Here is a 6,068-nt window from a genome sequence, read left to right as displayed (position 1 = left end):
GTCGGCGTGCTCGTCGTCGGTCTGCTGCTGGCGGGCATCGGCTTTCTCGTGCAGGCGGTCGGCGTCGGCTGGATCGACCGGTTCATGCCGCCGGTGGTCGCCGGATCCATCGTCGCCCTGATCGGCTTCAACCTCGCACCCGCCGCCTGGAACAACTTCACCCTGCAGCCCGAACTCGCCTCGGTGACACTTGCCTCCGTGATCCTCTTCAGCGTGCTGTTCCGCGGATTCCTCGGGCGCATCTCGATCTTTCTCGGCGTGATCGTCGGCTACGTGGTGGCGATCTTCACCGGACAGGTGACCTTCGACGGCGTCGCCGAGGCCGCCTGGATCGGCCTGCCCGACTTCCATCTCGCCGCGGTGACCGACCCGATGGCGTGGGCCTACGTGCCGATGTTCCTGCCGGTCGTGCTCGTGCTGATCGCTGAGAACGTCGGGCATGTGCGCGGCGTCGCGACCATGACGAACGACCCCTCGATCAACAAGCACACCGGGCGCGCCCTCGTCGCCGACGGGCTGGCGACCACGCTCGCCGGCGGCTTCGGCGGTTCGGCGACCACTACCTACGGCGAGAACATCGGCGTCATGGCCGCGACCCGCGTGTACTCGACGGCCGCCTATTGGGTGGCGGGCGCGGCGGCGATCCTGCTGGCGTTCTCGCCGAAGATCGGCGTCATCTTCAACACCATTCCGCCGGGGGTTCTGGGAGGCGTGACCACCGCGCTGTACGGCCTCATCGGCGTCATCGGCATCAAGATCTGGGTCGACAACCGCGTGGACTTCTCCCGCCCGGTGAACCAGTACACGGTCGCCGTGTCGTTCGTGATCGCCGTCGGCGGGTTCGCGATGAGCTGGGGCGAGTTCCAGCTCGGCGCCATCGTGCTGGGCACGGTCGCAGCCCTGGTGATCTACCACCTGGGCAACGCCATCGCCCGCGCCCGCAAGACCGGTGCCGACGACGGCGGCCCGATCCCGGCCGTCGGTCAGCTCGGCGGCGACCCGGAGTAGTCCCCTACCCCGCGAGACTGCATTCCGCGGATGAGAGCGCGGGGATTCCGCGGCATCTCATCCGCGGAATGCAGTCTCATGGGCGGGCGCGTGGCGGAAGCGCACCCGAACGCCCGGCGGCAGCTGCCCGGCGAGGTCGAGGCACCGATCGGTGAGCGCACCGATGATCGGGTAGCCGCCGGTGAGCGGATGATCGGGCAGGAACAGCACGGGCTGCCCGTCAGCAGGCACCTGGATCGCTCCGGTCACGGCGCCCTCGCTGGGGAGCTCGGCCGTGTTCGCCCGTTCCAGCGGCACATCGCCCTGCAGTCGGATGCCGACCCGATCGGAGCGCGACGTGACGACCCACTCCTGGGTCGTGAGGGTCTCGAGGGCGGATGCCGTGAACCAGTCGTCCCGCGGCCCCCAGGTGATGTCGAGTTCGACGAGATCCCCCGGTGCCGGAAGTGCGCGCGGGAACGGAATGGGGTCGACGGCGTGGATGCTGGCGGCCCCGACCGCGACGACGTCACCCGCCGCCAGGGGCTCGGGGCCGAGACCTGCGAGCGTATCGCTGGCACGGCTGCCGAGAACGGATGCCGCATCCACCCCGCCGCGCACGCCGACGACGCAGCGCAGACCATGCGTCGGATGCTCGATCGTGAGCTCGTCGCCATCGGCGGTGGCGAACGGGGCGCCGTGCGCGATGCTGCGCGGGTATCCATCGGCCGCTGTCAGCGACAGCTCGCCGACGGCGCCGGTCACGACAGCGACGCCCTCGCCGTGGAACCGGAGCGCGACCGCTCCGACGATCTCGAGCACGGCGGCACGCCGATCATTGCCGACGGCCCGGTTCGCGTCACGCATCGCTGTTCGGTCAGCTGCTCCGGATGCTGAGACGCCGAGGTCTGCGCGGCCGGGGCGCCCGGAATCTTGGATCAGGAGCTGGAGTGCGGGGTGGACGATCTCGATGGAGGGTCGCGGTTTCGACTCGCCTGCGGCTCGCTCAACCCGTTTCGTCTCGCTCCGCTCGCTCAACGCCCCGCCCGGGGAACCCTCGCTCAACGCCCCGCCCGGGGAGCCTCCGCTCAACGCCCCGCCCGGGGAGCCTCCGCTCAACGCCCCGCCCGGGGAACCCTCGCTCAACGCCCCGCCCGGGGAACCCTCGCTCAACGCCCCGCCCGGGGAGACATCCGGTTCCCGGTCGTTGAGCGGAGGCTGCGCAGCAGCCGCAGACGAAACGGGTTGAGCGAGCGCAGCGAGTCGAAGCCCACCGTCACCCACACCCGCACGAACCCGCTCGAACCGCACGACCGTCCCCGGCACCAGCAGCGCCGGCGGGTCGCGGTCGATGTCCCACATCACCGCATCCGTGCATCCGATGAGCTGCCACCCGCCGGGGCTCTCCCGCGGATACACGCCCGTGAAGGCGCCGGCGAGCGCGACCGATCCGGCTGGCACGCCGGTGCGCGGCGACGACCTCCGCGGCATGTCGAACAGCGGGTCGCCGCCGACGAGGTATCCGAATCCGGGAGCGAAGCCGGAGAACGCCACCCGCCAGTCCGCGGCGAGGTGCCGGTTCACGAGTTCGTCTGTCGTGACGCCGAGCAGCATCGCCGCTTCAGCCAGGTCCTCTCCGTCGTAGCGCACGGGGATCGTCACTTCGCGCGAGCGCGGGGTGTGCGCAGCATCCACCGGTGTGGCCGCCAGCGTCTCGGCGAGCGCCGCGGCCGAGACCCGCACCGGGTCGAACCGCACGAGCACGGTGCGCGCTCCGGGGGTGCGTTCGATGATGCCCGGGATGCCGTCCCATGCGAGGTTCAGGCGCATGGCCTCGTCGAGATCGGCCGCCTCGACGAGGAGCGACCGATCGGATGCTGTGAGGATGCGCATCAGAACGGTGCGATCGTGATGCCCGCTTGCTGCAGCATCCGCTTCGTCTCGGCCGCCATGGCGACAGAACCCGCACCGTCGCCGTGGACGCAGATCGACTGCGCGTCGACGCGCACGTCGGTGCCGTCGATCGCGCGGATGGTCCCCTCGTCGACGAGGCGCACCATGCGCTCGGCGACCACCGCGGGATCGTGCAGCACGGCGCCTTCTTCGGTGCGGGAGACGAGCGTTCCGTTGGGTCGGTAGGCACGATCGGCGAATGCTTCGGCTGCGACGGTGAGCCCCGCGTTCGCTGCGAGGTCCAGCACGACACCGCCGGCGAGTCCCAGCAGCACCAAGCTCGGATCGACCGCGCGAACAGCCGCGACCACGGCGGCGGACTGCCGCTCGTCGCGGGCGATCGTGTTGTACAGCGCGCCGTGCGGTTTGACGTAGGCGACCGTGCCGCCGACCGCCGAGGCGAGTCCGATCAGGGCGCCGAGCTGGTATTCGACGTGCGCCTGCAGCGTGGCCGAGTCGATGTCGACCGCGATTCGCCCGAAGTTCTCGTAGTCGCGGTATCCGGGGTGGGCGCCGATCGCGACCCCGCGTCGCACGGCCGCGGCGAGCGTCTCGCGGATGCCTTCAGGACTTCCCGCGTGGAACCCGCACGAGACGTTCGCGCTGGTGACGATCTCGAGCATCGCGGCATCGTCGCTGACGATCCGGTCCGGCGTGTTCTCGCCGAGATCGGAGTTCAGATCGATGGTCGCCATGTTCCAGACCCTACTCGGAATATCCACGCGTCCAGGGCGTTGTACCCGACATGAATGAAAAACTTGCCGCGGCAACAACAATGGGTGCCGTCACCCTGTTCGTGGCCGATCTCGACGCAATGACGGCCTTCTACCGCGACGTCATCACCCTGCAGGTGCAGAGCGCCGAGGGCGATACGGTCGTGCTCGGGCGCGCCGGAACCCCGATCGTCATCCTGCAGCACTCACCGTCGCTGCAGCACGCGGCGCGGGGTTCTGCGGGCCTGTTCCACACCGCCATCGTGTTCGAGTCTCAGGCGGCACTGGCATCCGCGCTCTACTCGGTCGCACAGCACGCCCCGCAGACGTTCACCGGCAGCGCCGACCACCTCGTCAGCCAGGCGTTCTACCTGACAGACCCCGAGGGCAACGGCATCGAGCTGTACTGGGACCGCGACCGCTCCGAGTGGTCTTGGACGCACGGCCAGGTCGAGATGGCGACGCTCTACCTCGACCCGAACACGTTCCTGCGCGAACATCTGACCGAAGAGGCCGCTGCCGGCTCGACGGCAACGGATGCTGCGCAGATCGGCCACGTGCACCTGTCCGTCGGCGATGTCGCATCAGCCCGTGAGTTCTACGTGCAGCGCCTGGGCTTCGATGCCACAGCATCCATGGGCGATCAGGCGCTGTTCGTCAGTGCCGGCGGGTACCACCACCACATGGCGATGAACGTCTGGAACTCGCGCGGCGCAGGACCCCGAATGCCGGCGCTCGGGCTCGGTCAGGTCGACCTCGCATTGCCGGATGCCGATGCCCTCGGCGAGCTGAACGAGCGCCTCACGCACTTCGGCACTCAGGTCGCCGACGACGGGAAGACCCTGACCTTCCGCGACCCGTGGAACAACACACTGAAGGCTCAGCTCGCCGCCTGAATTGGTCGCCGCATTCGAGGCGCTGACAAACCGTACCGTTTGAGTGGTACGGTTGGCTGTATCAACCAATCGATACAGCCAACGAGGTGGACATGTTCACGGCGACGATAGCTCCCGTCATCGGGCTGATCCTGGCGATGCTCTGGGTCGGTGTTCGCCCACCGCGCGGAGCGGTTGGCGTTTCGGCGGGCGTGCGAGGTTTCACGCTGGTCGGAGTCGGTGTCGCGCTTGTCGGAGCTCTGATCGTCACCCTGAGCGGGAACACGGCGTACTCATCCGTGAGTTCTCCGCTGACGTGGGTGCCCGGGGACTGGCTGTATGTGGCTCCGCTCGTCGCGGGGATCATCGGTGTTCTCGTGCTGATGCTGCCGTTGCGGCGCCGTGCATCGACCGGGTCTGCGCAGCTCACCCGTCGCACCGCCTTCAGCTTCGCGCGACGGTGGTGGCTCGTTCTCGCCGGGTCGCTCATCGGGATCATCGTCGTGCTCAGCCTTGCGGCCGGCTCGGCGTCCAGCCCGGATGAGCTCGGGCGCTATCGCCTGTTCGCGTTGGATGCTGGCGCCGCCGAGATCCGCATCCCGATCTATGGCTGGTATTACGCGCTCCCGAGTTTGATCGCTCTTGCGCTGTTCGCGGGGGCGACGCTGGTCGCACTCAGCGTGATCGCCCATCCCCCGCTGGATGCTGATTCGTTCCGCGACACGACAGTTCGGAAGGAGCGCACCCGGAATGTGCTCGGCGTCCTCGTCGGGGGGCTCCTGCTGCACCTCGGCACCGTGCTGGCCTTCCTCGGGCACACGGGAACGAGCAGCGTCGGTGTACTCCAAGGGGAGGACGTCATTCCGATCATCGCTCCGTTCGCCGCCTTCGGGCCGTTGCTCTGGTTCTTGGGCGGGGCGGCGTCCGTGCTCGGGTTCGGATGCTGGTTCGAGATCGTGCTCAGCAGCGTGCGACGGCCGGCGCGACAACGCGTGGACGCGGTGTGACATGGAGATCGATCTTCGCGGGTCCACACCACCCGCTGATCAGATTCGCGAGCAGATCGGCGGATTGATCGCCGCAGGGCGGATGGGTGCCGGTGAGAAGCTCCCGTCCGTGCGCCAGCTCGCACGGGACCTCGGGGTCGCGCCGGGCACCGTCGCCAAGGCGTATCGGGCGCTGGAGACGGATGGCCACGTCGAGGCACGCGCGGGCGGCAGCACCCGAGTCAGCGCGAAGATCAGCACGACGTCACGCCCCGTTCTGGATGCGGCACGTCGCCTCTCCGACATCAGCGCGTCTGAAGGCGTCTCCTTGGACGAGACCATTCGCCTGCTGCGGGGAGTCTGGACGGACTGAACGTACCCTGGTAGCTACTCGACGTTGCGTCATGCCGATCTGGAGGACTGATGGAGGGAACCGCACTGCAGCAGTTCGCCAGAGACCGCGCCGACGAGCTTCCCGGCGCCGGACTCGAGCACCCCTTCGGGCCAGAATGGGAAGTGTTCAAGGTCCGCGGCAAGGTCTTCATGCTCTTGAC

At 68.6% G+C, this 6,068-nt stretch carries 6 protein-coding genes; 4 read left to right on the top strand and 2 right to left on the bottom strand.

The features are described from left to right. On the top strand, positions 1-1,008 hold a 1,008-nt coding region (locus ACTICP_RS13875), incomplete at its 5' end, for a uracil-xanthine permease family protein (RefSeq protein ID WP_441893332.1). A 57-nt stretch (positions 1,009-1,065) separates the two neighbouring features. On the opposite strand, the gene ACTICP_RS13870 is transcribed toward ACTICP_RS13875, so the two are convergent. After that, positions 1,066-2,880 carry a carboxyltransferase domain-containing protein gene (locus ACTICP_RS13870; protein WP_441893330.1) on the bottom strand — a complete coding sequence of 605 codons (1,815 nt, stop codon included), beginning with the start codon at positions 2,878-2,880 and terminating at the stop codon, positions 1,066-1,068. After that, positions 2,880-3,635 carry a LamB/YcsF family protein gene (locus tag ACTICP_RS13865; RefSeq protein WP_441893328.1) on the bottom strand — a complete coding sequence of 252 codons (756 nt, stop codon included), beginning with the start codon at positions 3,633-3,635 and terminating at the stop codon, positions 2,880-2,882. The genes ACTICP_RS13870 and ACTICP_RS13865 overlap by 1 nt, the downstream gene beginning before the upstream one ends. Before the next feature lie 50 nt (positions 3,636-3,685). Here ACTICP_RS13865 and ACTICP_RS13860 point away from each other — a divergent pair, with 50 nt between their 5' ends. From ACTICP_RS13860 to ACTICP_RS13850, 3 genes are all read left to right on the top strand, one after another. Further along, positions 3,686-4,549 (top strand): VOC family protein, encoded by an 864-nt coding sequence (locus tag ACTICP_RS13860; protein WP_441893326.1) that lies wholly within the window; start codon positions 3,686-3,688, stop codon positions 4,547-4,549. A 92-nt stretch (positions 4,550-4,641) separates the two neighbouring features. Next, the gene (locus ACTICP_RS13855; protein ID WP_441893324.1) at positions 4,642-5,535 is read left to right on the top strand and encodes a hypothetical protein; all 894 of its coding nucleotides are present in this window, start codon (positions 4,642-4,644) and stop codon (positions 5,533-5,535) included. A gap of 1 nt (position 5,536) precedes the next feature. Beyond that, a complete protein-coding gene (locus ACTICP_RS13850) occupies positions 5,537-5,887 on the top strand; it encodes a GntR family transcriptional regulator (protein WP_441893322.1) in 351 nt (116 codons plus the stop codon). The last annotated feature ends 181 nt before the right edge of the window (positions 5,888-6,068 follow it).

It is taken from the genome of Microbacterium sp., assembly GCF_052102115.1.
Lineage (GTDB): Bacteria > Actinomycetota > Actinomycetes > Actinomycetales > Microbacteriaceae > Microbacterium.
The sequence above is the reverse complement of the archived record's forward strand: the minus strand, read 5'-3'. Positions and strand labels throughout refer to the sequence as shown.

Excerpts from the sequence above, each read along its gene's own strand:
- ACTICP_RS13870 (WP_441893330.1), bottom strand. The coding sequence starts at position 2,880 with ATGCGCATCCTCACAGCATCCGATCGGTCGCTCCTCGTCGAGGCGGCC.
- ACTICP_RS13865 (WP_441893328.1), bottom strand. The coding sequence starts at position 3,635 with ATGGCGACCATCGATCTGAACTCCGATCTCGGCGAGAACACGCCGGAC.
- ACTICP_RS13860 (WP_441893326.1), top strand. The coding sequence starts at position 3,686 with ATGAATGAAAAACTTGCCGCGGCAACAACAATGGGTGCCGTCACCCTG.
- ACTICP_RS13855 (WP_441893324.1), top strand. The coding sequence starts at position 4,642 with ATGTTCACGGCGACGATAGCTCCCGTCATCGGGCTGATCCTGGCGATG.
- ACTICP_RS13850 (WP_441893322.1), top strand. The coding sequence starts at position 5,537 with ATGGAGATCGATCTTCGCGGGTCCACACCACCCGCTGATCAGATTCGC.